This window comes from Caenibius tardaugens NBRC 16725, from assembly GCF_003860345.1.
GTDB lineage: Bacteria > Pseudomonadota > Alphaproteobacteria > Sphingomonadales > Sphingomonadaceae > Caenibius > Caenibius tardaugens.
In genome coordinates this window covers 3,085,030-3,108,356 of sequence record NZ_CP034179.1, presented here as the reverse complement: position 1 = coordinate 3,108,356, position 23,327 = coordinate 3,085,030, and the positions used below count along the sequence as shown (strand labels likewise).

General features: G+C 62.0%; 17 protein-coding genes. 10 read left to right on the top strand and 7 right to left on the bottom strand.

The window, feature by feature from the left end; translation table 11 throughout:
- Positions 1 to 112: 112 nt before the first annotated feature.
- The 3 genes from EGO55_RS14560 to EGO55_RS14550 all read right to left on the bottom strand — a co-directional run bounded on the left by EGO55_RS14560 (position 113) and on the right by EGO55_RS14550 (position 5,804).
- A complete protein-coding gene (locus EGO55_RS14560; RefSeq protein ID WP_021688650.1) occupies positions 113 to 2,239 on the bottom strand; it encodes an oxidoreductase in 2,127 nt (708 codons plus the stop codon).
- 39 nt (positions 2,240 to 2,278) lie between these two features.
- Complete coding sequence (locus EGO55_RS14555) at positions 2,279 to 4,258, bottom strand: pyrroloquinoline quinone-dependent dehydrogenase (RefSeq protein ID WP_040714662.1); 1,980 nt, start codon at positions 4,256 to 4,258, stop codon at positions 2,279 to 2,281.
- A 121-nt stretch (positions 4,259 to 4,379) separates the two neighbouring features.
- Entirely contained in the window at positions 4,380 to 5,804 is a 1,425-nt protein-coding gene (locus EGO55_RS14550) for an MATE family efflux transporter (RefSeq protein ID WP_040714858.1), read from the bottom strand.
- A 334-nt stretch (positions 5,805 to 6,138) separates the two neighbouring features.
- Between EGO55_RS14550 and EGO55_RS14545 the strand changes: the two genes are divergently transcribed.
- From EGO55_RS14545 to EGO55_RS14535, 3 genes are read left to right on the top strand one after another with little or no spacing between them, the layout of a single operon-like run.
- Positions 6,139 to 7,329 carry an efflux RND transporter periplasmic adaptor subunit gene (locus EGO55_RS14545; protein ID WP_040714860.1) on the top strand — a complete coding sequence of 397 codons (1,191 nt, stop codon included), beginning with the start codon at positions 6,139 to 6,141 and terminating at the stop codon, positions 7,327 to 7,329.
- 6 nt (positions 7,330 to 7,335) lie between these two features.
- On the top strand, positions 7,336 to 10,554 hold the full coding sequence (locus EGO55_RS14540; RefSeq protein WP_021688654.1) for a multidrug efflux RND transporter permease subunit: 3,219 nt from the start codon (positions 7,336 to 7,338) through the stop codon (positions 10,552 to 10,554).
- Positions 10,551 to 11,942, top strand: a complete 1,392-nt coding sequence (locus EGO55_RS14535) for an efflux transporter outer membrane subunit (RefSeq protein WP_021688655.1) — start codon at positions 10,551 to 10,553, stop codon at positions 11,940 to 11,942. Before EGO55_RS14540 ends, EGO55_RS14535 begins: the two co-directional genes overlap by 4 nt.
- 18 nt (positions 11,943 to 11,960) lie before the next feature.
- Here the strand turns inward: EGO55_RS14535 and EGO55_RS14530 are convergent, their stop codons facing one another.
- Positions 11,961 to 12,608, bottom strand: a complete 648-nt coding sequence (locus EGO55_RS14530; protein ID WP_021688656.1) for a TetR/AcrR family transcriptional regulator — start codon at positions 12,606 to 12,608, stop codon at positions 11,961 to 11,963.
- Positions 12,609 to 12,886: 278 nt separating this feature from the next.
- Between EGO55_RS14530 and EGO55_RS14525 the strand changes: the two genes are divergently transcribed.
- Positions 12,887 to 13,663 carry an SDR family NAD(P)-dependent oxidoreductase gene (locus tag EGO55_RS14525; protein ID WP_021688657.1) on the top strand — a complete coding sequence of 259 codons (777 nt, stop codon included), beginning with the start codon at positions 12,887 to 12,889 and terminating at the stop codon, positions 13,661 to 13,663.
- Between the two features lie 7 nt (positions 13,664 to 13,670).
- The gene (locus EGO55_RS14520) at positions 13,671 to 14,819 is read left to right on the top strand and encodes a tyrosine-protein phosphatase (protein ID WP_021688658.1); all 1,149 of its coding nucleotides are present in this window, start codon (positions 13,671 to 13,673) and stop codon (positions 14,817 to 14,819) included.
- A gap of 38 nt (positions 14,820 to 14,857) precedes the next feature.
- On the opposite strand, the gene EGO55_RS14515 is transcribed toward EGO55_RS14520, so the two are convergent.
- Positions 14,858 to 15,220 (bottom strand): hypothetical protein, encoded by a 363-nt coding sequence (locus EGO55_RS14515; RefSeq protein WP_052023582.1) that lies wholly within the window; start codon positions 15,218 to 15,220, stop codon positions 14,858 to 14,860.
- Between the two features lie 6 nt (positions 15,221 to 15,226).
- Entirely contained in the window at positions 15,227 to 15,583 is a 357-nt protein-coding gene (locus EGO55_RS14510) for a winged helix-turn-helix transcriptional regulator (RefSeq protein WP_021688660.1), read from the bottom strand.
- Positions 15,584 to 15,694: 111 nt separating this feature from the next.
- Here EGO55_RS14510 and EGO55_RS14505 point away from each other — a divergent pair, with 111 nt between their 5' ends.
- The 5 genes from EGO55_RS14505 to EGO55_RS14485 all read left to right on the top strand — a co-directional run bounded on the left by EGO55_RS14505 (position 15,695) and on the right by EGO55_RS14485 (position 21,835).
- Complete coding sequence (locus EGO55_RS14505; protein WP_021688661.1) at positions 15,695 to 16,600, top strand: NAD-dependent epimerase/dehydratase family protein; 906 nt, start codon at positions 15,695 to 15,697, stop codon at positions 16,598 to 16,600.
- Positions 16,600 to 17,379, top strand: coding sequence for an SDR family NAD(P)-dependent oxidoreductase (locus tag EGO55_RS14500; protein ID WP_021688662.1), 780 nt, complete (start codon positions 16,600 to 16,602; stop codon positions 17,377 to 17,379). The genes EGO55_RS14505 and EGO55_RS14500 overlap by 1 nt, the downstream gene beginning before the upstream one ends.
- Before the next feature lie 157 nt (positions 17,380 to 17,536).
- Positions 17,537 to 19,270 carry an MFS transporter gene (locus EGO55_RS14495; protein ID WP_021688663.1) on the top strand — a complete coding sequence of 578 codons (1,734 nt, stop codon included), beginning with the start codon at positions 17,537 to 17,539 and terminating at the stop codon, positions 19,268 to 19,270.
- Positions 19,271 to 19,280: 10 nt separating this feature from the next.
- Positions 19,281 to 20,405: an HlyD family secretion protein gene (locus tag EGO55_RS14490; protein ID WP_021688664.1), complete on the top strand. Its 1,125-nt coding sequence runs from the start codon at positions 19,281 to 19,283 to the stop codon at positions 20,403 to 20,405.
- Entirely contained in the window at positions 20,405 to 21,835 is a 1,431-nt protein-coding gene (locus tag EGO55_RS14485) for an efflux transporter outer membrane subunit (RefSeq protein ID WP_021688665.1), read from the top strand. The genes EGO55_RS14490 and EGO55_RS14485 overlap by 1 nt, the downstream gene beginning before the upstream one ends.
- On the opposite strand, the gene EGO55_RS14480 is transcribed toward EGO55_RS14485, so the two are convergent.
- Positions 21,832 to 23,295, bottom strand: a complete 1,464-nt coding sequence (locus EGO55_RS14480; RefSeq protein ID WP_021688666.1) for a zinc-binding dehydrogenase — start codon at positions 23,293 to 23,295, stop codon at positions 21,832 to 21,834. The two genes, EGO55_RS14485 and EGO55_RS14480, sit on opposite strands and share 4 nt — an antisense overlap.
- Positions 23,296 to 23,327: the final 32 nt, after the last annotated feature.

The following is a 23,327-nucleotide window of genomic DNA, read 5'->3' as shown; positions in this document are numbered from 1 at the left end:
ATTTACGAAGAACTATGAGTACTGTCAAATTCACAACGCTGTTTTACGCAAGGCGATACAGCACGGTGCAGGCAGTCCAGATTCAGCCCGCACGATGCAGGGCGGAGCAGGCTCAGCCGATCCGATCGACCAGATCTGCCGCCCCGCGCATCGCCCCTTCGATGTAAGTGACCCCCAGCGCATCGCCGACGCAGTGAACGGAAAGCCCGGCCGCCTTCAATTCCTCGGCCAGCGCAACATCGCCCGTTGCCCCTTGCGCGACGATAACCTGATCGCAGGGCACCGCCTGTTCCTGCCCGTGCTCGTCTGCGAAACGGACAGCATCCGCATCGATCCGGATACCCGATACACCACCGCGCAGATCGATTCCGTGTTCGCGCAACTCCTCAAGCAGGCGCATACGGCGGACAATGGTCAGCCCCCGGCCCAGCCGCTGCTGTTCGTCGATCACGGTGACCCTGCGCCCCCGCTCGCCCAGAAATTCGGCCAGTTCCAGCCCGACCAGTTCGCCGCCGATAATCACGACATTCTGCCCCAGCGGCATCCACTGGTGAGTCGCCTTGCGTACGAATTCGAGATTGTCGGTAATGCCGGTGGCCGCACCTATCCGGGTTGCAGTGCGGGCCAGCCAGCCCGTCTTGCGCTTGAGCTCGTCCGAGCTCTGCCCCAGCATGAGCTGACGCATATCATCGCCTGACAGGACATGCGCCTGATCCGATCCGGGAATTGGCGGCATGGCGCGGCGTGCACCGGTGGCCACAATCACTTCATCGGGATTGAGCGCACGGATCAGATCCGCCGTCGCATCGGCTTTCAGCCGCACATCGACCTTCGATGCCTTGATCTGCCGCTGCAGCCAGTCAAGCAGACGCTCGTTCGCGGCATAGGCCAACGAAGCGAAACGCAGCGTGCCGCCCAGCTTGTCACCCTTTTCCAGCAGAACCACCTCGTGCCCCAGCGCATCCATCCGCCGGGCGGATTCCATCCCCCCCGGACCGCCGCCGATCACCACCACGCGTTTACGCCTGGCATCGCCATTTTTCCTGTCGGGGCGTTTGAATTCGAAGCCCGTTTCAGGATTAACCGCACACCGCGCGGAATCGTTGACATAGATGGCGCTGATGCAAGTGTAGCAATAGATACATGGCAGAACGTCTTCCTGGCGGCCTGCCGTCAGCTTGGCAGGCAGATGCGGATCGGCCAGCATCTTGCGCCCCATCGCCACGAAATCGAGGCTGCCATCGGCAATCGCCTTGTCGCCCACTTCGGGTTCGATCCGACCTGATGCGATCACCGGCACCTTGACCGCCGCCTTGATTTGCGCCGCGAACGGAATGTTCAGCCCCGGGGTGTGCGGGGTGTGCGATCCCGAATGCAGCTTGGGCTGATCGGTATCGTGATAGGCGGTGACGCAGATCGCATCGACGCCCGCCGCCTCGGCCTGCTGGGCATTCCAGATCGCGTCATCGATCGTCAGGCCGCCTTCCTTGCCGACTTCGCGGGAATCGAGCTTGCACCAGACCGGGAAATCCGGCCCCACGGCCGCACGCACCGCGCGGATCACCTCCAGCAGGAAACGGATACGGTTTTCGCGCGAGCCGCCATAGTCATCCGTCCGGCCATTGGTCTTGGGCGAAATGAAGCTGGATAGCAGATACCCGTGTCCACCGTGAATTTCGACAGCATCGAACCCGGCCGTTTTCGCGCGCACGCCAGCTTCGGCAAACTGGCGAATAACCAGCGCGATATCCTCGACCGTCATGATCTTGAGCGTGACCGGTTCCGTCGGCTTGGCCATCTGCGCGATCTCTTCAGGTATGAAGGCCGCGGTAAAATCAGTCTTGGGTGCCGGGGGATAATCCGGCGCCCACATCGGCCGCCCTTCCAGCATATCAACCTGCGCGACCAGACCGCCATGGTGTATTTGTGCCGCGATCTTCGCGCCGTGTTTATGCACCGCCGTGGTGAGCGCCGTCAGACCCGGCAGAAACCGGTCATCGGAAATGGCAATCTGGTTGAGCTGGTTGCCACCGATCGGCCAGGCAACGCCTGCCACACCGGTAATAATCAGCCCCACGCCTCCCCTGGCCTGCTCCTCGTGATAGCGAATGATCCGTTCGCCACAATGGCCATCGGGTTCCGCCATGCTGACACCCATCGCGGGTACCGCGATACGGTTGCGCAGGACCATGGACCCGATCCGGCCTTCGGAAATCAGGTGGGGAAGCGCATTGCTCATTATCTTGTCCTCTCCTCAAACAGGCTGCCGACGGCTCTCTCAGGAACCTTCCGGCAAGGCGAAGGCGACCAGTGAATCGCCCAACCCCGTGCCCATGAACTTATGCCCGCCTGCCGCGATCACGACATACTGGCGCCCGTCCTTCTTGAGACGATAGGTCATCGGCGTGGATTGGCCACCGGCAGGCAGGCGCGCACGCCAGACCACCTCGCCCGACTTGATATCGTAGGCGCGGATATATTCATCGGAGGTTGCGCCAATGAAGACAAGGCCGGAACCGGTCACAATCGAACCGCCCATATTGGGCACGCCGATCTTGAACCATGCCGGGAACGGCGCCTGATCGCGAGTGGTGCCCAGTGGCACGTTCCACAGCACCTTACCCGCCTTCAGGTCGATCGCCATGAGCTTGCCCCACGGTGGACGGTTGCACGGCGCGCCGAAGGGCGAGAGCAGCGGCAACATGGACAGGCCATAGTCCGCACCCTTGGTCGGCATGATCCGCTCACCCGCCTTGGTGCGGGCTTCGATTTCGGCGTTGGGCACGAGCTTCATGATCGCCGCCACCTGATTGGTGTTGGCAATCAGAATGCCGCGCTTCTGGTCAACCGTCACGCTGCCCCAGTTTGATGCGCCCATGAAACTCGGGAACTGGATCCAGCCCTTGGTCGAGGGGGGCGTAAAAATGCCCTTGGATTCGACGGAGTTGAACGCTTCCTTGCACTTGTACTTGTCGTAAGGCGTGAAGCCCCACATGTCGTCTTCGGTCAAATCCGGATCGCGCACGATGAAGGCCGGATTGGCCGGGAACGGCTGTGTCGGCGACAGGACTTCGCCCGGAAGCTCGCTCTGCGGCACTGGGCGTTCTTCCACCGGGAACAACGGCTTGCCCGTACGCCGGTCGAGCACGAAAATATGGCCGACCTTGGTCGCCTGCACCAGTGCGGGGATCGTCCCGTTGGCCGTAGGCAGATCGAACAGTACCGGCTGCGAGGGGATGTCATAATCCCACACATCCTTGTGCACCGTATTGAAGTGCCAACGCACTTGCCCGGTTGTCGCATCCAGAGCCACCACCGCGCTGGAATAGTAATCGAGGCCGTTGCGGCCCGCCGCGATGTGATCCGGCGGGGCATTGCCCATCGGCACGTAGATCAGGTTCAGCGCAGGGTCGACCGACATCGGCGCCCAGGAATTGGGGGTAGAACGGACGAACTTTTCGCCTGCTGGCGGAGCCGGGGGAGTCTTCAAGCCCGGCGGCACGGCATTCCACGACCACACCGGCTGGCCGGTATGCACATCAAATGCCCGGATCGTGCCAGCAGGCATATCCGTGCGGACATTGTCACGCACACCGTGGTTGGTCACGACGAGGTTACCGACCACCACCGGCGGCGAGGAAATCGTGATATCGCCGCGTTCACGCTTGCCCATGTCGGCCTTGATATCGACCACGCCGTTCGCGCCGAACGAAGGGCATTCCTTGCCCGTGGCGGAATCGTAGGCCAGCATCCGCCCATCCAGCGTCCCGGCGAAGATCTTGCCCGCGCAAAGCTGGCCTTCCTCGATCTTCACATCGCGCGCATAAGTCACGCCGCGGCAGTTGATCAGGTAGGTGCTGTAATTGTCGGAATCGGGTTGGACCGCCCAGATTTCCTTGCCCGTTTCCGGATCGACAGCGGCAATCTTGCCCGTGCCAGCACAAACGTAGAGGCGATTTTCCGCAATGATCGGGGTGGCTTCAAACGTCGGAGAAGAAAACTCTGGCGGGTCTTTCGCCATGCCGATGTGGTATGTCCACGCGGGTTTCAGGGCCCATGCGTTTTCCGGGGTAATCTGGGTCAGCGGAGAATAGCGCGATCCCCCCTGATCGTTACCCCAGGCATCCCACCCTGCCACTGGCCCGGCAAAGTCAATGGCCGGATTCGCCCGGAACACATTGGCCTGCCACGCCCACGCCAGACCCGCCATGCCGACCACAACCGCACCCGCAAGCAACAGCTTCCTACGACGCGTCATTTTCCCTCCCGAGATTCCATTTTTGCACTCTAGTGTCATGGCGTTACCCCTAACACTCGCGATTGCCAATGGATGTTATGCGATCTTTGCGCAGAAGCGGGGTCATCCTGCTACGCATTATTCAGCCATTCGGCAAAATCCTTCCGGTTGGCTCAGCTTCGGACTGCACGAACTCTTCCGCTTCCTCGATTGTGGCCAGCAGCCGGATGTTCCGCCAGCTACCCTGCAGGTAATAGGCCGCCGTCATGATCAGCGAGAGCGCGCCACCGATCGGAAAACTCCACCAGATCGCATCGGCGCCGATCGCCCCCTGCAAGCCATAAATCGATCCGAGACGCCCCGGAATGTAGGCCAGCACCATGATGATCAGCGGCACCATGGTGGCGCCGTTGGCACGGGTGATCGACGACAGGACCATCGTCACCCCCATCAGGATGAAAGCCCAACTGGCGAGGAGGCCGATATGTTCGGCAATGGCGATCGCTTCGGGATGGCGCGGCAGGAACAGTTGCAGAAGAAAGCCGTCAAATATCAGCGTTACGGCAACTATCACCCCGGTCAGGCACAGATTGACCATCACCCCGGCAATGGCGATCCGGTTGATCCGATCCCATTTTCCCGCGCCGATATTCTGCGCCGCCATGGCGCTCGCGGCCATACCGATCGCCATCGCGGGCATCTGGATATAGGTCCACAGCTGATTGACCGCCCCATAGGCCGCCACGGTATCGGTACCTTCGCGATTGACCAGCCCGAGCATGACCAGCGCCGATCCCGACATGACCACCATCTGCAAGCCCATCGGGATACCCTTGCTGACAATGATCATGACCAGTTCGCGACGCGGCAGGAGATAGCGGAATTCCTGCCCGCGCAGACGGATCGGGAGATCGCGCCCGTAGATTACCGCAAGCATGACGACGAAGGAGACGAAATTGGCAACCAGCGTGGCCAGTCCAGCACCCATAATGCCCAGTTCGGGAAATGGTCCCATGCCACTGATAAGTATAGGATTCATCACGATATCGACCACCATGCCTGGCAATAGCAACAGCATGGGCGTGAGCGAATCCCCGGCACCGCGCATCGCCATGGAAAAGAACACGGTCAGCAGGCTCGTGGGGAGGCCGAGATACATTACCCGCAGGTAGATCAGGGCCTGCGGATAGACGTCGTCGGGCGTCCCCAGCATGTGCAACAGGGCAGGCGCGGTGTACCAGCCGGCAACAGTGGCGATGACGCCCAGAGCGAAAAACAGGGTGACCCCGGTGCCGACACCTTGCCGCACACCGTCCCAGTCCCCCTTCCCCGCACTCTGTCCGATGATGATGGTCGAGGCCATGCCAAACCCGAAGATCAGCGCGAACATCATAAACATGATGAGGTTAGCATTGGCCGTGGCGGCCAGCCCGGTCTCGCCGACCAGTTGCCCGATCCACACCGCATTGATGGAACCGTTGATCGATTGCAGCACATTCGATCCCAAAGCGGGCAACGCGAACAGCAAAAGCGTGCTGGCAATCGGGCCGGTGGTGAGATCTCTCATGTTCCCGGCAGATGCCCGCGACTGGCCCATTGCGACACATCCTTTCCCGTCGCCACCTACGTTCACGCACGAACGTCCGGCAGCCTACCGTAAACACTGCGTTGAGGCCCTAGGACCAGTCTGCCCGAAAAACCACCTTTCTGAAATTTGCCGTTCAGCTAAGAAGGTTAAGAGGTGCCGCACTGCGATAACAGAATGAAACATTATCCGCGTATGCGGTCCACCAGTTCTCGCGTTATGTGTCGCAAATTGTCGCAGACACAAATGTCCGGTTGTCTGCATCGCCGGGGTTTGCGAGTTGAAGACAGGTTTTGAGGTTTCGGCACTAATGCGCATGCTTACATACCGGCCAGTTATCCATTTGATCCTTCTGCCCGCCATGCTCTCGATGGTCACCGCCTGCGCTGGTGGGGATGAGGGCGGCAAGGGGAAGAAAGGGCCGCCGGAAGTCGGCTATGTCGTCGTACAGCCGCAATCGGTGCCAGTGCAAACCGAACTGGGCGGGCGCGTTGTCGCCTTCGCCACCAGCGAAGTGCGCCCGCAGATTACCGGGGTCATTCGTCAGCGTTATTTCACGGAAGGCAGCTACGTCCGCGCGGGCCAGCCCCTGTTCGAGATCGATCCCAGCCTCTATCGCGCCGCAGTCAATCAGGCATCGGCCGATCTTTCCAGCGCACAGGCCAGTGCCAATGCCGCAACTGCCAAGGCCAACCGTTATCGGCCGCTTGCCGAAATGGAGGCTATTGCAAAGCAGGACTACACCGATGCCAACGCCCAGGCGCAAGTCGCCCGGGCAGCCGTCGCGCAAAGACGCGCGGCGCTGGAAACCGCCAATATCAACCTGCGTTTCACCACGGTCCCCGCACCGATCAGCGGGCGCATCGGGCGTTCGCTGTTCACCAAGGGGGCACTTGTCAACGCAGGTCAGGCCGATCCACTGGCCGTGATCCAGAGCGCGGACCCGGTCTATGTCGACATGCAACAGTCGAGCGCGGACCTCACCCGGCTGCGACGCAGCTTCGCATCGGGCGGATTGGCCAGCAGCGGCACATCCGTGCGGATCAAACTGGAAGACGGCAGCGATTATGGCCCGACTGGCCGCGTTGAATTTTCGGAAGTGACTGTCGATCAGGCGACCGGGTCCGTTACCCTGCGCGCACGCTTCCCCAATCCCGAAGGGCTGCTGCTTCCCGGCATGTTCGTGACGGCGTTCTTCGATCAGGCAATCAATCCCAACGCCTTTCTGATCCCGCAGGCCGCCCTGCAGCGCGATTTCGACGGGTCTGCCTTCGTCTACCTCGCCAGCAAGGATGGCAAGGCTTTGCGTCGCAAGATCGTGGCGCAGGGGACATCGGGCGCGAACTGGATCGTAACCAGCGGGCTCAACGCGGGTGATCGCGTCATCACACAAGGAACGAACGGCCTGACCCACGGTGTGGCCGTCAAACCCGTGCCTGCCAGCACGCCTCAAAAAACGGATGCGTCGGCCAAAAATGCGAAGCCTGCCGTGAAAACGGGGGGCTGACGGATCATGTCACGGATTTTCGTCGACCGGCCGATTTTCGCATGGGTCATTGCGATTATCGTGATGCTCGCCGGGCTTGGTGCGCTGCGTGCGCTGGCCATCGACCAATATCCCGACATCGCGCCGCCACAGGTCAACATTCGGGCAACATACCCCGGTGCATCGGCGGAAACCGTTGAAAACAGCGTAACCCAGGTGCTCGAACAGCAGCTTACCGGGCTCGACGGGTTGCTCTATTTCAGTTCACAATCCGCTGCGACAGGTTCGGTGTCCATTTCGGTGGTCTTTGCCAAGGGCACAGACCCCGATATCGCGCAGGTGCAAGTCCAGAACAAGATTCAGTCCGCCATCGCCCGCCTTCCACAAAGCGTTCAAAATCAGGGCGTTCGCGTCAGCAAATCCAATCCGGATGCGTTGATGCTGCTGGCGATCTACGACCAGTCCAACCAGCGCGACGATCGCGAGATCTCCGATTACCTCGCCTCCAATGTGCAGGACCCGCTTTCGCGTATCGATGGCGTGGGCGAAGTGGATGTGTTCGGTTCGCCGCATGCGATGCGCATCTGGCTGAACCCGCATCGTCTTGCGGCGATGAACCTGATGCCAGCCGATGTGATCAGTGCGATCGAGAGCCAGAACGTGCAGGTTGCCGCCGGTCAGATCGGCGCCCTGCCCTCGCCGCAGGGGCAGATGCTGAACGCCACGGTCAACGCGCAGGGCCAGTTGCAGACGCCGGAACAATTTGAACAGATCGTCGTCAAAACCCTGCCCGATGGCTCGGTCGTGCGCATTCGCGATCTGGCCCGCGTGGAAATCGGGGCGGAAAACTACAACACCTTGCGCCGGTTGAACGGCCACCCCGCCGCAGGTCTGTCGATCTCGCTGGCACCCGGGGCTGACGCGCTCAAAACGGCCGAACTGATCAAGGCCCAAATGAAGGAACTCGATCCGGATTTCCCGGACGGGATGGTCTATTCCTTCGCGCGCGACAATACCGAATTCATCAAGCTTTCCGTCGAGGAAGTCGGCAAGACTCTGGCTGAAGCTGTCGTGCTGGTGGTCTTGGTAATCTTCATCTTCCTGCAAAGCTGGCGGGCCACGCTAATCCCGGCGATTGCCGTGCCTGTCGTGCTGCTGGGCACACTGGTGGTGTTCTATTTCGCCGGATTTTCGATCAACACGCTGACGATGTTCGGGCTCGTGCTGGCCATCGGCCTGCTGGTCGACGATGCGATCGTTGTCGTGGAGAATGTCGAACGCCTGCTCCACGAAAACCCGGGGATGAGCGCGCGGGACGCAACCTTGCAATCGATGAAGGAAATTCAGGTCGCCCTGATCGCCATTGCGCTGGTCCTGTCGGCCGTATTCCTGCCCATGTCCTTCTTCGGTGGATCAACCGGGGTCATCTACAAGCAATTTTCGCTCACGATCATTTCCGCCATGGTGCTGTCGGTGTTGGTGGCGCTTATTCTCAGCCCCGCGCTTACTGCGACGCTGCTTCGCCCGAAAAAGCCCCGGGACGCTGATGGCGCGCAGGGCTCCTGGCTCGAACGACGCTTCCCGAAAGCGGCCGACAATGCCCATTGGGCCAAGGACCGCTTCAATCAAGGGTTTAACAACTTTGTCGAACGTTATCGCCAGTTCGTGGCGAAAGTGATCGATCGCAAGTGGCTCGCGCTGGGTATTTACGCGGTGCTGGTCGCGATCATGGGCACCTTGTTTCTGCGTATGCCCGGCGGCTTCCTTCCCAACGAGGATCAGGGTCTGATCATGGTGCAATATCGCCTGCCTTCTGGCGCCACGCGCGAACGGACCATCGAAGTGCAGGAAACCATCCAGAACTATTTCAAAACGAACGAGAAAGCGAACGTCCAAGAAATCTTCATGCTGGTTGGCGGCGGCGGCGGCGGCCCGACAGGCCAGAATTCCGGCCAGGGCTTCATCAAGCTCGCCCCATGGGAAGATCGCAAGGGAAGCGACAATTCGGCCGACGCGATCGTGGAGCGGGCCAGCAAGGCCTTCCGTTCCATACGCGATGCCCAGGTCTTTACTCTGATTCCGGGGTCAATCCGGGGTCTTGGCAACTCCTCCGGTTTCACCATGCAATTCCAGAACGCCAATGGCATTCCCCGCAACACGTTCGCAGACGCACGGGACAAACTGGTTGCCGCAGCCAATGCCGATTCCCGCCTGACGGGTGTCCGGTTGAGCAATCTGCCCGATGTGTCGGAACTGAATATATCGGTCGATACGCGCAAGGCCGCAGCACTGGGTGTAACGCAGAACAATATCAACTCCACCATCGCAACAGCGTGGGGTGGCAGCTACGTCAACGATTTCATCGACCGCGGCCGCGTCAAACGCGTCTATGTCATGGGCGATGCGCCCTATCGTTCGCGCCCCGAAAATCTCGGCGACTGGTATGTGCGTAACAACACCGGGTCGATGACGCCGTTTTCCGCCTTTTCGCAAGTCGCCTGGGGCACCACCCCCAGCAGCACATCGCGCTTCAACGGTCTCAGCAATTACGAAATCCAGGGCCAGCCCGCCCCCGGTGTCAGCTCCGGCGAGGCGATGCAGATCATGCAGGAACTGGCGGCAGAATATCCGGGAACCAGTGTCGCCTGGTCGGGGGCATCGTTTGAAGAACGCCAGTCGTCTGGACAGGCCCCCCTGCTTTACGGCCTTTCCCTGCTGGTGGTGTTCCTGTGCCTTGCGGCGCTTTATGAAAGCTGGTCGATCCCGATTGCGGCGATCCTGGTCATTCCGCTCGGCTTGGTTGGCGCCATTTTCGCGGCCACCCTGCGTGGGCTTGAAAATGACGTGTTCATGCAGATCGGTCTGCTGACCACTATGGGACTGGCGACGAAGAACGCGATCCTGATTATCGAATTTGCAGAAGCGGCCGAGAAAAAGGGCATGCGGATTATCGATGCCGCGCTCGAAGGCGCGCGCTTGCGCATCCGCCCGATCCTGATGACCAGCCTCGCCTTCGGCTTTGGCGTTCTGCCGCTGGCCCTGGCCACAGGGGCCGGGGCAAACAGCCGTATCGCGATCGGCACCTCGGTCGTGGGTGGCATGTTGACGGCAACGGCTCTTGCCGTGTTCTACATCCCCCTGTTCTTCGTGCTTGTCCGCCGGGGGGTGCGCGATGGCATCAAGGCGGCGCGGCGGCGCCTCAGCCCTGACGACAAGCCGGTATCGGGTGAAGGAGCGGAAGCATGACCCGGCGCCTCATCGCCCTTTCGGCTCCTTTCGCATTGGCCGCCTGTTCGCTGGCGCCGCGCACGGAATTGCCATCCACCCCCGTACCCGCTTCCTGGCCCAGTGGTGACAGCTATCTTGCCCAAAGCGAGGCCGCGCTGCCCATCGTATCCTATCGCGACATCTTTCATGATCCGCGACTGCAGACACTGGTCGAAACGGCGCTGTCCAATAACCGCGACCTTCGCGTCGCCGCCGCCAATGTCGCATCGGCGCGGGCCCAGGCACGGGTCGCGCGGGCTGCACAGTTTCCCGAAGTCGGGATCAGCGGCAGTGTCGATCACACCGATCCGAACGGGGCGAAAGCAGACACCCGCTATGCGGTCAGCGGCGGCATATCCGGCTTCGAAATCGACCTGTTCGGCAAACTGGCCAATGCCTCGGAAGCGGAACGGAACCGCGCACTGGCCACGGAAGCGGGCGCCCGTACTGTGCGATTGGGGCTGGTTGCCGATCTCGTCGATGCCTGGGCGACTTACGCCGCAGACCGGGATCTGCTGGTCATCGCGGAAAGTACCGCCGCGAATGCCCGCAACAGCGTGCGGTTGACAAAGGCGCGGCTGGAAGGCGGCGTTGCCCCGCGCACCGATCTGCGGCAGGCAGAACAGGTGCTGGCCACCGCCGAAGGCAATGTTGCCCGACAGAAAACCGCGCTGGCGCAGGATGAAAACCTGATCCGCCTGCTCGTTGGGGGTGAATACGACCGCGCCTTGTTGCCCGGCGATATGGCGCAGGTTACCGGCAGCATCACCACTTTGCCCGCCGGGACCAGTTCGCAAGTGCTGTTGCGCCGCCCGGACATCGTTCAAGCCGAATATCGGTTGCGTGCCGCCAACGCCGATATCGGTGTGGCCAGGGCCGCCCTGTTCCCGTCGATTTCCCTTACCGGGTTGCTGGGCTTCGCCAGCGATGCGCTGGGCGGACTGTTCGCCAGTGGCGCTTTCAGCAAATCCGCCGGGGCCGATGCCGCGCTGACCATTTTCGACGGCGGGCGCCGCAGCGCCAATGTCGCCGTGGCCAGGGCGGACCGCGATGCCGCACTGTCCACCTATGAAGGCGCTATTCAGTCCGCCTTTCGCGAAGTCTCCGATGCGCTGGCCGATCAGGGCACCATTGCCGACCGGTTGAAGGCGGCCAGCGACTATCGCAGTGCTGCTGCCGACACGGCCATGCTCACCGAAGCGCGTTATCGCGGTGGGGTGGACAGTTTCCTCGCCAATCTCGATGCCCAGCGCAGCCTGTTTGCCGCCCGTCAGGCCGAAGTCGCCACGCAATTGGAGATGGTGCGCAACCGCATCACGCTTTATCGCGTGCTCGGTGGCGATCAGGCGAGCGCAGGCACCGAATAGGCGCCACCGCTCCACCCATCATGCCGTGACGGCAGCCCGGGCCAATTTGTGCTGCAATGCGCGGAATGCGGCCAGTTCCGTCGGATCGGCCGGATCGTACCTGCGATCCGTACCGAGTTGGTTGGCATTGCACACATAGAACAACGGCCCGGCGGATACGGCGTTCAGCACGTGCATTGCGGATACCGGCGCAAAGACCCCGGCCGCCACACCTGCCCCTATCACTCTTTCAAGGTCGCGCAGGACCGGGTCGGAGAACTCCACCGGGTTATCTCCGCGCGGGCCATGATCGGCGGCCAGCCTTTGTATGATCCGCGCCGCTGTCGGCCGTGCGACGAGAAAGTCGAGCCAGGCATCGAGCAAGGTCAGGAGTTGCGCCATGGGATCATGGGCCTGCGCCATCCGCTCGTGCACGAAAGCGCGCATAGCGGCGAAAATGCTGGCTTCCACTTCGTCATACAATTGCTGCTTGCCCGGGAAGTAGTAGATGATCGAGGGACGGCGAATACCCACTTCCAGCGCGACATCCTCCAGCCGCGCAGCAGCATAGCCCACATTGGCAAACAGGCTTTCCGCCGCATCGAGAATCGCCTGACGCGTCACGTCTCCGCGCGGCTGACGCGCCACGTCCCGCTGCACGCGTCGCGCGGTCGCCCGTTCTGCCATCACCCCGCCATCTCCTGTTTCCGCGTCCCTGCCATTCCTTATCGGGCATATCCCTTATCAGGCATAGCCGCCTGTCGATGCAATCATCCCGATTGCAAATTTACCTACTCGTTGTTAGAAAATTCATCAGCCGGGCTGTTTCTGGTCCGGTTATGCGGCCGCCGTTAGCGCCCCCACACCGGCGGCATCGGGGCGGCCTGTCTCTGTCCTGAAGTAAGATGGTCCAGGATCAGCCTTCCTGACCATCCGCACAACGATAACTGAAAGGATACCCTGAAATGCTCGCCAAACCTGATCTCGGCGCCCCCCACACCCCCGTTGTCATCACCGGCGGCGCATCCGGTATCGGCCTTGCTTCGGCAGAAGCGCTGGCAGCCGTCGGACGCCCGGTTGCCCTCTGGGACATCAATTTCGATGCCGCCCGTTCGCAAGCGGATCGCATCGCCGCAACCTATCGCGTGGCTGCCATCGGCATTGGGGCGGATCTGCGCGATCCGGGGGCCATTGCCCCCGCCCTTGATCAGACCTGCGAACATGTCGGTGCGCCGGGCGGCCTCGTGCATGCCGCTGGCACTGTCGATACCAACTCCATCGATGGCATGACTGTCGAAAGCTGGGACATGGGCATTGCCATTCACTTGCGTTCGCTGGCGCTGATCACACAGGCGCTCCTGCCCGATCTCAAGGCGCAGCAAGGTTCCGCCATTGTGGCTATCGCATCCATCAATGCCACGCTGGGCAATGCGCTGAACCCGATCTATTCCGCCGCCAAGGGCGGTATGCTCTCGCTTGTCCGGTCGTTGGCCGATCGGCTGGCGCAAGACGGCATCCGCATCAATTCCGTGTCGCCCGGGCAAATCATGACCCCGATGATGCGCCCGGCTGTCGAAAACCTGCCACAAGGGTTCTTCGAGAAACGCATTCTGCTCGAACGAATTGGCGATCCCATGGAAATCGGACGCGCTGTCCGCTTCTTGCTGTCCAACGAAGCGAGCTATATCACTGCGGCACAACTTGTCGTCGATGGCGGCAATATAACATCACAAAGAGGGTGAGAGGCTTATGAACGTTCCGCACTATTTGCGCCCGGCAGCACTTGCCGTGAGTCTGGCCTGCGTTTCTCTGGCGGGTTGCGCCACAGCACCTGCCGGTCAGACGGAAACGGCAACTGCGCCGCGTGCGGCGGACGTTCCCTTTACGTCGGCCACTGCGGAACTGCTGCCCGACGGCAGCGGCTATCGCGTCAGCTGGCAGGCATCGGACGCGGGGAAAGTCCGCGTCTTTGCAGGCATCGATCCCAATGGCACCACCGGCGGCGCGGCAAGCGGCGAAGGCGGCACGCAAGGCAGCGTGATCGTTTCCGGGGTTGCCCCCGCATCACGCCCCTATTTCACGCTGGTGCCGGAACGCGGTGCGCCGCTGGTTATTGCCGATCGTGGCCTCCACCTCAAAAGCGTGCCCAACTGGCGCGATGTGGGCGGCTATCGCACGAACGACGGGCAATGGGTGCGCATGGGCAAGATCTACCGCGCCGATCAGCTCGACAAGGTCAGCGCCAATGACATGACCCTGATCGACCAGTTGAACCCTGGGGTTATCATCGATCTGCGCACCCAGTCCGAACGGACCCGCGAACCCGACATGATCCCGCCCCGCGCACGCGGTCTCGTGCTTGATGTTGCAGCCGATGCCCATGGCTCGATCGGAGGCGACATGCGCGAAGCCATGGCGGCCATTGCCGCGGGCAAGGGCGTCGAGATGCTGACTGCCGCCAATCGGGATTTCGTTGCGCTGCCCGGCGCGCAGAAAGCCTATAGTGCGATGATCCGGGAACTGCTGCGCGAACAGGATGGGGCCGTTGTTTATCACTGCACCGCAGGGAAGGATCGCACCGGATGGGCAACCGCGATCATCCTTGGCCTGCTGGGCGTTCCGCGCGAAACGATCATGGCCGACTACATGTTGAGCAATGGTTATCTGAAGACGAAGAACGATGCGATGATCGCCATGATCAACAAGGCCGGTGCACCGTTCGATGTCGCCAATCTCGAACCGGTGATGACAGTACGCCCCGAATACCTGCAGGCTGCCTTTGACGAAGTGCAGCGCAAATATGGATCGTTCGACGCCTATGCCCGGCAGGGGCTTGGCCTGACCGATGCCGAGATCGCCGCCTTGCGGAAAAAGTATCTCGTGGGATCAGCAGGCTGATCCGGTGCCGCGTATCCGGTTCAGCCCCGGATACGCGGTCAATTGGCGCGGAACGGTTCGCTCAGCAACAGCGCCCAGCTCAGCAGCGCGCCGAGCCACAGCACCGCGATATAGGCAAGGCGCCGGGGCCACCGGCCGATCCGTGCCCCTTCCAGCCGCAGATTGATCCAGCCCGCCACCAGAAAACTGAACGACCACACCATGCCCACCCCAATGATCGTGGGCCAGACCCAATCCCCATGCCAGTCGTTGGGATCGCCATGGAACTGCGCCAGCACCGGCATGACCGGATACCACAGCAACATGCCCAGTGCCCCCATGCTCAGGAACCCGAGGCCAAGGGCAAGGACAAAGGCCACTATTGAACGCTTCATCGCGCCCGCGCGTCGAAGCACAGTCATCGTCCCTCAGGCAGCGGCCGCCTGAATGTACCGTTCCCGCGCTTCCTGCAGCGCATCGCGATTATCGCCGATCCAGCCGCAAATCGTGCTGACGGCACCGAGGAAGGTGCGCCCCATATCGGTCAGCCGATATTCCACCGCAGGCGGGGTGGAAGGCAGAACCTCGCGCGAGACCATGCCGAAGCATTCCAGTTCCCGCAAAGTCTGCGTCAGCATCTTGGACGTGATCGGCGTTGCCACACGCTTGAGATCGGAAAAGCGCATCGCGCCCTGCCCCAGCCTGTACGTGACCAGCATGGTCCATTTGTTGCCGACCAGCTCGAGAATTTCGAGCGCCATTTCCTTTTCATATTCGGTATCCATAAGATACCTGATATACTTTCGGTGCCTTGTTGCAAATAGAAACTTCATCCGATAGCCATCGCACATCCGAACGACGCAGAGCGTCCGAACAGTTGAGAGGAACCGATTCCCATGAAAATTCTCGTTATCGGCGGCACTGGCATGATTGGCGGCCACGCCGCGCTCTATCTCAAGGATCAGGGCCATGATGTCACCGTGTCTGGTCGCAAGCCTCCGCAGGCCACCACCGCACTCGCCAGCCTGCCCTTCCTTCAGGGCGACTATGTCGCCGGCACCTTCACGGTGGACGATCTGAAGCCGTTCGACGCGATTGTCTTTGCGGCGGGTGCCGATATCCGCCACGTTCCCGAAGGCGGCGATTACGATGCGCACGTCCTGCGCGCCAATGGCGAAGCGGTGCCCGCCTTTGCCAAGCTGGCGAAGCAAGCTGGCGTGAAGCACTTCATCCATGTCGGCAGCTTCTATCCACACATCGCGCCTGAACTGATGGAAAGCAACCACTACATCCGTTCGCGCAAGTTGGCGACGGACGGCATTGCCGCCCTTGCAGACGACAGCTTCCACGCGCTCAGCCTCGATGCGCCGTTCGTGGTTGGCACTGTTCCCGGCATGAGCCTGCCGATGTTCGAAGCCTATACCCAGTATGCCGAAGGCAAGCTGGGCATGCCCGCATTCGGCCCTGCCGGTGGGACGAACTTCATTTCAACCCAGTCGATTTCAGAAGCGATCGTGGGCGCGCTGGCCAACGGCGAGAACGGCAAGGCTTACCTGATCGGTGATGAAAACCTCAGCTTCGCCGATTATTTCAAACTGTTCTTCCAGGCAGCGGGCAACGATGTGGATGTGCCTTCGCTCGATCAGGAACACCCCATGCTGCCCGATGGCGCGATCTTCACGGGCCGTGGCAACACGGTCAGCTATGAACCCGACGCGCAGACCATGGCCGACCTGGGCTTCCGCCGCAACGACATCGCCCGCGCGGTGAATGAAGTCGTCGCCCAGTTCAAAGGTGCGTAATGGGCGGGGGCGCACTCGCTGATCAGACCGCACTGATCACCGGCGGCAGCGGCGGCATTGGCACAGCCTGTGCCCGTGCGCTGGTTGCCGAAGGAGCCCGCGTGGTCATCATGGGGCGTCGTCAGGAACTGCTGGAAGCATCGCGCCAGCAGATTCTGGCAGACTTTCCGGACGCCACCGTGGAAATCGCCGTCGGCGACGGCGGGGTTGAGGCCGACGTGCAGAAAGCGCTCGATCTGGCGCATGGTCTTGCCGGTCGGCTCGATATCGTGGTGCCCGGTGTTGGCGGCAGCGGTTTCGCACCCTTCCTCCAGACCAGTGTCGAAGATCTGCGCCGCGACCTTGATCTCAACATCACCACGGCGTTCATTGCCATGAAACTGGCGGCGCCGATGATGGCCAATGGCGGCGCGATCGTGTGCATTTCCTCCACCGCCGCGACCATGCCCTTCCCCGCCCTGTCGACCTATTGCACGGCAAAGGCGGGGCTGGAGGGTCTGATCCGGACAGTGGCGGATGAACTGTCGGCGCTGAAAATCCGCGTCAACGCCGTGCGTCCGGGGCTGACGCGCAGCAACGCCACCACGGACATGTTTGCCAATCCCGCCGTGATCGACCGTTTTCTGGAACAAACCCCGCTCAAGCGGACGGGGGAACCCGATGATATCGCGGCGGCGGTTGCCTATCTCGCCAGCCCCGCTTCATCATGGGTCACGGGACAGTCGTTTGCCGTCGATGGCGGGCAGGAACTGCGCCGCAATCCCGATCTGATGGGATAGAGGTCATATCGGGGCGCCCATCCGGTGTGATGGCGCCCCGATACCCCTTTTACGCCGTCGGTGGACATTCAGCCGAGGGCCAAGCCAGCTTCATATACCATTGTATTAGAAGGCACCCGGCGCTAGTGGGAACCATAGCCAATCAGGCAAGGGCCCCGTGCAGGACGACGCCGGTTATCAATTCAAGCCGCACGAACGGCCGAGCATGCCGGGCTCCCCCGCCACGCCCGACCACCCACAACTACGGCGCATCTGCTATATCCTCATCGGCATCCTGATCGGCCTAACCGGCGGGCTCGGCAACGCGCTGGTCAGCGTCAATCTCAACATCGCCCAGGGCACGCTGGGTCTTTATGCGAACGAGAGTGCGTGGCTGACCGCCGCCTATTTCATGACCAATATGACCGCGAACCTGTTGCTGGTGAAATATCGGCAGCAATTCGGCCTTCAGCCGTTCATTCGCTACATGCTTTCGATCTATGTGATCACAACGATCCTGCACCTGTTCGTGCATGGTTTCTGGTCATCGGTGCTCGTACGGGGAGCCAGCGGTCTGGCCGCCAGCGGCATCTCGACCATGACGGTGCTCTATCTCATGCAAGGCGTCTCGGCGGCGAAACGGCTGAGCGCGCTGATGGCGGGGATTTCGATCCCGCAACTGGCTATGCCGCTGGCCCGGATCATTTCCCCGTTTCTGCTGGAAAGCGGCGACTGGCACATGCTGTACTGGTTCGAGATGGGGCTGGCGCTGGCCATGCTGGCCGCCATCCTTGCTCTTCCGCTTCCCCCCAGTGAACGCACACCGGCCTTTGAACGCGAGGATTTCCTCACCGCTGCCCTGCTTATCCCGGGATTGTGCCTGCTGATCGCGGCGCTGACCGAAGGCCGCATCGAATGGTGGACCGAACGGGCATGGATCGGTTGGGCGCTGATCGGCAGCATCGTGTTGATCGGCGCGGCCCTGATGCTGGAACACTATCGCGAGAACCCGCTGATCAATACCCGCTGGCTGGGCACACGGGAAATGCTGCGCCTGATGTTTATTGCCGCAGCCGTTCGGATATTGCTGTCCGAACAAGCGATCGGATCGGTTGGTCTGCTCACCGCGGTGGGTATGCTGAACGATCAGATGGTCGTGCTGAACGTGGTGATCGTTCTGGCGTCGATTGCGGGCATGCTGACTGCGATACTGACGTTCAATCCCGCAAAAATCAGCCGTCCGATCACGCTTTCCGTAGCCATGATCGCGATTGCCGCGTTCATGGACGCGAGTTCCACCAACCTGACCCGGCCTGAAGACTTCTACATCAGTCAGGCCCTGATCGGTTTTGCGTCGCTGCTGTTCATGGCTCAGGCCATGGTCATCGGCATTTCGCGCACATTGCTGGCAGGCCCCAAGAACTTCATCAGCTTTATCGTGCTGTTCAGTCTGAGCCAGAGCCTGGGCGGTCTTATCGGTTCGGCATTGCTGGGCACATTTCAGGTCCTGCGGGAGAAATACCATTCGCACGAACTGGTGCAGGATATTCTCCTGACCAATCCGCTTGTCGCAGGGCGGATCAGTGGGGGTTCGGGGGCGCTGCATGGCGTGGTCGGCGACCCGGCTCTGCGTAATGCCGAAGGCGTGGCCCTGCTCGCCCAGCAGGTCTCGCGCGAGGCGAATATCCTTGCATTCAATGACGTGTTCATGCTGGTCGGTGTCCTGTCGGTCATGGCATTAATCTGGGGATTAATGATCAATCGGGCGATCCGGCGGCGCGGGGAAGTTTCCCCGGTGATCCTGCTGCAGCAGGCCGCGCAAGCACGGGCAGCAGAGGCAGCAGAGGCAGCAGAGGCAGCAGAGGCAGCAGAGGCAGCAGAGGCAGCCAGTGCTGCCCAGACGAAGGAGTAAGGCAACGGCTATGGCGCAATCGGACAACGAAGCGACACAGCAGCCCGACGATACGGGCGTGAACGACCCACAGGTCAACCCGCCACCCCAAGGCTGGCGACCACCACCGCGCCAAAGCCTTACCATGATCGCTATCGGCGCGATCGCACTGATTGCGATACTGGCCATCCTTTATGCCTGGAATCTGCCCCCGTTCTCAGGCCTGTCGGAGTCCACCGACAACGCCTATGTGCGCGGCAAAGTGACGATCATCAGCCCGCAAGTCAGCGGCTACATCACCGAAGTGCCGGTTCAGGACTTCGCCGATGTGAAGAAAGGACAGGTTCTCGCCACGATCGACAGCCGCATCTATGCGGCGCGGGTCGAACAGGCGAAGGCCAATCTTGCCGCGCAGATCGCCGCATTGGCCAATTCGCAGCAAAGCCAGCGCGGGCGGGAAGCAGCCCTGTCCGGGCAAGGTGCAGCCATCGCCAGCGCACAGGCCCAACTGGCCAAAGCGCAGGCCGATATGCGCCGGGCCAATGCGCTGGTTGCGGATGGGTCCATTTCGGCGCGCGAACACGATCAAACCCGTGCAGCCCTTCTGGCAGCGCAGGCCGCGGTCCAGCAGGCCAGTGCATCGCGGCAGGTCGGGCAACAGGACGTGCGCTCGGTCATCGTGGGACGGAGCGGGCTGGAAGCGGCCGTGGAAGGGGCGAAGGCCCAGCTTCACCTCGCAGAGATCGATCTCGCCAACAGCGTGATCCGCGCGCCGGTGGACGGGCAGTTATCGGAGATCGGCGTGCGCAACGGGGCCTACGTCACCGCAGGTACGCAACTGATGTTCATCGTGCCGCAGGACATCTGGGTCATCGCCAATTTCAAGGAAGCGCAGACGCGGCAGATCCGCCCTGGCCAACGCGTCACCTTCCGCGTCGATGCGCTGGGCGGCGCGACTCTGACGGGCCGTGTGCAAAATCTGGCACCCGCGGCGGGATCGGAATTTTCCGTGCTCAAACCGGACAATGCCACGGGCAATTTCGTCAAGGTGGCGCAGCGTATCGCCGTGCGCATCAAGGTCGATCCGGGGCAGGCAGACAGCAAACGCCTGCGCCCGGGCATGTCGGTCGAAGCGAAAATCGAGACTAACGACTGATGCGCGCGCGCGCTCCCGCTTCGCACGCATCATGGCTGCTCCCGCTGCTCCTGGCAGGGTGCGCCGGGCCGCATGTCGAAACCGCGCAGCTTGCCCCGCTTACGCCGCCAGCCCAATGGCGGGTCGATCCCGGCGCAACCGCTCCACTCGAACGTGCATGGTGGCAGGCGTTTGGTGATCCGGTGCTGACCGAACTGGTCACCCATGCACTGGCAAACAATCTCGACATTGCGATTGCCGGGACACGCGTTCGCGATGCGAAGGCACAGGAAATGGCCGCGCGCGCCGCGCTTCTGCCAACGCTGGATGCCGTGGCATCGGGGGCCGATTCCCGCAGTCTCAACGCATTTGGACAACCGACCGAACAAACCGCCGCCCAGCCGCAAGTGCAGGCCGCATGGGAAATCGACCTGTTCGGCCGCTTGTCCGATACCCGTTCAGCCGCGCGATCGGCGTGGCTGGCGAGCGAGGCGGCCCGCGATTCGGTCCGCCTCTCGATCGCCTCCGCCGTGGCAAGTGGCTACATCAACCTCCTCGCACTCGACGCGCGGCTGCAGACGGCGCAGCAGACCCTGACTGCACGGGCGCAAACCTTGCGGCTGATCCAGCGGCGGGAAGCTGCCGGTTATTCGCCAAAGCTCGAACGGATGCAGGCCGAGGCCGAATATCAGGCCGCTGCGCAGATCATTCCGCCGCTGGAACAGGCGATCGCGCAACAGGAAAACGGGTTGAAACTGCTGACGGGGGAACTGCCCGGTGCTATCGCGCGCGGGGGTACGCTGGCCACGCTGACAGAACCGGCCATCCCGGATGGCCTGCCGTCGGAATTATTGCGTCGGCGCCCCGACGTCACACAGGCGGAATGGCAACTTGCGGCAGCAGACAGTTCGCTTTCGGCCGCACGCAAACGGTTTCTTCCACAATTGCGCCTGAACGGTTCCGCAGGCGCCGTTGTATCCACTCTGCTGGGCGATCCCATTTCGATCTGGTCGATCGGCGGCAGTATCCTTGCCCCGCTGTTTGAAGGCGGACGCCTGCGTGCCGGTGCGGAAAGCACGGGCGCACAACGCGATTCCGCCGCCTTCGCCTATCGCAAGACGGCGCTGAATGCCTTTCGCGAAGTCAACGACGCACTCGTCGCCGCGCAGCAGGCCGATCGCCAGTTGGCCATTCTCGTGAAGCAACGCGATGCCCTGGCCGAAAGTTATCGGCTTGCTACCAACCGTTACAAGGAGGGCTATTCCCCCTACCTCGAACAACTGGATGCACAGCGCGGTCTGCTATCGGCCGAACTGGCGCTGATTCAGGCCCGTGCCAATGCCATGCAGGCGCGCGTCACGCTCTATCAGGTGATGGGCGGCGGCTGGAGCGCGGACATGATCGCACAGGCCCATCAGGCAGCGGCCATTCCCCAGGGCGTCACGCCCTAGGGCACGAGCAGAACCTTACCCCCTACCCCGCCGCGTTCCATAATCCGGTGTGCTTCCGCAGCCTCGGCCAACGGCAGGCGATGCGCAATCGGCAGCGCGCGTTTGCCTGCCGCCCATTCCGCCAGAAACCGTTCCAACCGCGCGCGATCGAAAGCCACGGTCAGCGAACAGAACCGCTGGGTGGCCGCTGCGGACGGTTCGGGTGGGGGAACGGCGATGGACGCGACAATGCCATGGGGCTTCACATGGGCAAACAGGCGTTCCGCCACCGCGCCGCCAACCGTATCGCCAATGGCATCGAAAGGTCCGGCCTGCGTCAGCGCCGCATCGTCTGCAAGATCGATCATGCCCGCCACCGGAAGGTCTGCCACCGCGCCTAGCGCCGATGGTCGCACCCCCGCATAAACGATCGCCCCGGCATCCAGCGCCGCCATGATTGCCGCCCTGCCGGTGGACCCGGCCGCGCCGGTGATCAGGATACGGTCCCCGGCTTTGGGTCGAATACCCTGTTCAACCAGCTGCGTGCCAGTGAGAACCCCGGTTGGCGCCGCCGCCGCCGCCGCGAGATCGGCCCCTTCGGGAACTTTCGCAACAGATCCCTGATGCACCAGAACATGGGTGGCATAGGCGCCATTGGCGAACGGATTGAGCATTCCAGCCACCCGGTCCCCAATGGCAAATCCGCCAACCCCTACCCCGACAGCCTCAACCACGCCCGACACATCGCCGCCAAGCTGCGCCGGAAACGCCAGTGGCACGAACGCATGCAGCACTCCGGTGCGCGCCTTGATGTCGACAGGATTGACCGCCGCCCCGGCCGTGCGGATCAGCAGTTCCCCTACCCCCGGTGTCGGGATGGGCGCCGTGTCGACGCGGAACTGGTCGGGGTTTCCATACCCGGTCAGCCTGATTGCTGTCATGACGCCATCTGGCGCGCCTGTGGCAAGGCCGTCGGAGGGGGCCGGTGCGACATACCCGGCAGAGCGCGCTTGCAACCGTTCGACCAAGGCATCGAACATCGGGGTCCGTTCAAGCAGTTCGAGAATAACCCCCGGCGCTTCCATGGAACGGAAATAGACAAAGCGTTGGCCCGCCGCATTGCCATCGGCGAACCGCTCCATGCCACGCGCTTCGGCCAGTGCCGCGTCGCGTTCAATGTCATCTGTCACGGCGGCCAGCCTCTGCAGCCCCACAATCGGCCGGTTCAAGGCGTCATGGAATGGCGACGGTCCGTCACCCGCCACCTGCATCAGTTCCACGATCCGCCCATCGTGCCAGGCCACTGCGACGTGGGCCGGCAAGGCAATATGGCCGCCGCCATACTGCATGGCCAGCGTCAACCCGCGAAACACCGACCATGGCCCGACACCCATCTTCTGTTCCCAGAAGGCCAGTGTCCGGTCGAGATCGTCGGTGGCGAAACTGATCTGATCGAACCCGCCAAACCATGCCTGCATCATCTGCTCTCCCTTGGCCCCATAGTGCGACGCAC

Bases quoted from the DNA above. Each gene is read 5' to 3' on its own strand.
- EGO55_RS14560 (WP_021688650.1), bottom strand. From the start codon at position 2,239: ATGAGCAATGCGCTTCCCCACCTGATTTCCGAAGGCCGGATCGGGTCC.
- EGO55_RS14555 (WP_040714662.1), bottom strand. From the start codon at position 4,258: ATGACGCGTCGTAGGAAGCTGTTGCTTGCGGGTGCGGTTGTGGTCGGC.
- EGO55_RS14550 (WP_040714858.1), bottom strand. From the start codon at position 5,804: ATGAGAGATCTCACCACCGGCCCGATTGCCAGCACGCTTTTGCTGTTC.
- EGO55_RS14545 (WP_040714860.1), top strand. From the start codon at position 6,139: ATGCTTACATACCGGCCAGTTATCCATTTGATCCTTCTGCCCGCCATG.
- EGO55_RS14540 (WP_021688654.1), top strand. From the start codon at position 7,336: ATGTCACGGATTTTCGTCGACCGGCCGATTTTCGCATGGGTCATTGCG.
- EGO55_RS14535 (WP_021688655.1), top strand. From the start codon at position 10,551: ATGACCCGGCGCCTCATCGCCCTTTCGGCTCCTTTCGCATTGGCCGCC.
- EGO55_RS14530 (WP_021688656.1), bottom strand. From the start codon at position 12,608: ATGGCAGAACGGGCGACCGCGCGACGCGTGCAGCGGGACGTGGCGCGT.
- EGO55_RS14525 (WP_021688657.1), top strand. From the start codon at position 12,887: ATGCTCGCCAAACCTGATCTCGGCGCCCCCCACACCCCCGTTGTCATC.
- EGO55_RS14520 (WP_021688658.1), top strand. From the start codon at position 13,671: ATGAACGTTCCGCACTATTTGCGCCCGGCAGCACTTGCCGTGAGTCTG.
- EGO55_RS14515 (WP_052023582.1), bottom strand. From the start codon at position 15,220: ATGACTGTGCTTCGACGCGCGGGCGCGATGAAGCGTTCAATAGTGGCC.
- EGO55_RS14510 (WP_021688660.1), bottom strand. From the start codon at position 15,583: ATGGATACCGAATATGAAAAGGAAATGGCGCTCGAAATTCTCGAGCTG.
- EGO55_RS14505 (WP_021688661.1), top strand. From the start codon at position 15,695: ATGAAAATTCTCGTTATCGGCGGCACTGGCATGATTGGCGGCCACGCC.
- EGO55_RS14500 (WP_021688662.1), top strand. From the start codon at position 16,600: ATGGGCGGGGGCGCACTCGCTGATCAGACCGCACTGATCACCGGCGGC.
- EGO55_RS14490 (WP_021688664.1), top strand. From the start codon at position 19,281: ATGGCGCAATCGGACAACGAAGCGACACAGCAGCCCGACGATACGGGC.
- EGO55_RS14485 (WP_021688665.1), top strand. From the start codon at position 20,405: ATGCGCGCGCGCGCTCCCGCTTCGCACGCATCATGGCTGCTCCCGCTG.
- EGO55_RS14480 (WP_021688666.1), bottom strand. From the start codon at position 23,295: ATGATGCAGGCATGGTTTGGCGGGTTCGATCAGATCAGTTTCGCCACC.